The 1,551-nt window shown below is 34.6% G+C and carries 2 protein-coding genes; one reads left to right on the top strand and one right to left on the bottom strand.

Going from position 1 to position 1,551, the window contains the following annotated elements:
- On the bottom strand, window positions 1-905 hold a 905-nt coding region (gene htpG, locus EKL98_RS15700; protein ID WP_126563121.1), incomplete at its 3' end, for a molecular chaperone HtpG.
- Between the two features lie 180 nt (window positions 906-1,085).
- Between htpG and EKL98_RS15695 the strand changes: the two genes are divergently transcribed.
- The coding region (locus EKL98_RS15695) for a lipocalin family protein (RefSeq protein WP_126563120.1) at window positions 1,086-1,551 on the top strand (466 nt) is incomplete at its 3' end.

Here is a 1,551-nt window from a genome sequence, read left to right as displayed (position 1 = left end):
TCTTTCTGGATTTGCATATCATTACCCAATTTTGGGAAATACAAAATTCCAGTCAAGTTACACGGATAATCCACATTCAAATGGATGTGAAACAACGGTTCTTCAAACTGCATTGGATAGACTTCACGGTAGAAATCTTTATAATCGGCATCCGTTAATTCTGTTGGTTGTTTAGTCCAAGCCGGGTTTGGGTTATTGATGATGTTGTCCACTTCAACTTCTGTGAAAATATCATCTTTGTTTTCTGACTCAACAAATTCGCCTTTCTTTTGCTCGATTTTCTGGGTTCTTGTTCCAAATTTAATAGGAACAGGCATAAACTTGTTGTAACGATTCAACAATTCGTTGATTTTATACTCTTCCAAAAATTCTAATGAATCTTCGGCAATGTGCAAAATAATCTCCGTTCCACGAGTAGTTTTGTCGGCTGGTTCCAATGTGAATTCTGGGCTTCCATCGCAAATCCAGTGTGCTGCTGGTTCGTCTTTATATGATTTAGTAATGATTTCTACTTTGGCAGCGACCATAAAAGCAGAATAGAATCCAAGACCAAAATGACCAATAATTCCAGAATCTTTGGCAGAATCTTTGTATTTTTCTAGAAATTCTTCAGCTCCAGAAAAAGCAATTTGGTTGATGTATTTTTCCACTTCCTCAGCAGTCATTCCCAAACCTTGGTCGATAATGTGCAATTTTTTGCCTTCTTTGTCGATTTTTACCTCTAAGATAGGGTTGCCATATTCTACTTTGGCTTCGCCAACGCTAGTAAGATGTTTTAATTTTAAGGTGGCATCAGTTCCATTCGAAATCAATTCACGCAAGAATATTTCGTGATCACTGTATAAGAATTTTTTGATAAGCGGGAAGATGTTTTCTACCGAAACATTAATTTTTCCAGTTGTCATAGTTGTAGTTTTTATAGTTTTATAATTGCATAATTCTTATTCAAATAAGATACCAATTGATGACAAAGTGACAAATTGTCGGAAACGTTAATTTTGATACAAAAAGCTTTTATTTTGAAACTTTATTTGAAGCCTTCATTGTAAATTTGTATCAAGTTTAATCTTAAAAAGACTGTAAAAATGAAAAAAACAATTACACTGATGGTACTGGCTATTTTGTTCTTTGCTTGTAAAAGTAAATCTGGCACAACCAGTACTACTGTAAAAAATGAACCAGTTGCCAGTACAAAGTTGGACAGAAGTTCTCAAGTAGCCATCAAAGGAGATTGGGTTATTACCAGCGTTACTTATCCCGGTTCCGATTATATTAAGGTAAGCTCTTTTCAAATTGCCGATTCTAAATGTTTTGTTGGAAGTACTTGGCATTTTATTTCCAATAATAATAAAGGAAGTATGGCTTTAACAAAGACAGATTGTCCCGCTTTTAGTTCTCCAATTGTTTGGAGTGTGAACAAAGAAGGTCAATTTGTTTTGAAAATAGTAGATGCTGGAGAAAAAGCAAAAAAAGTAAGAGATGGTTATGTATTGCGTGTAGCAAATCAAACCGAAACTTCGTTTCAATTGGTAGACATTATCAATGTTGGCG

The sequence above is a fragment of the Flavobacterium bomense genome (genome assembly GCF_003970355.1).
This window is presented reverse-complemented; position numbering and strand designations above follow the sequence as displayed.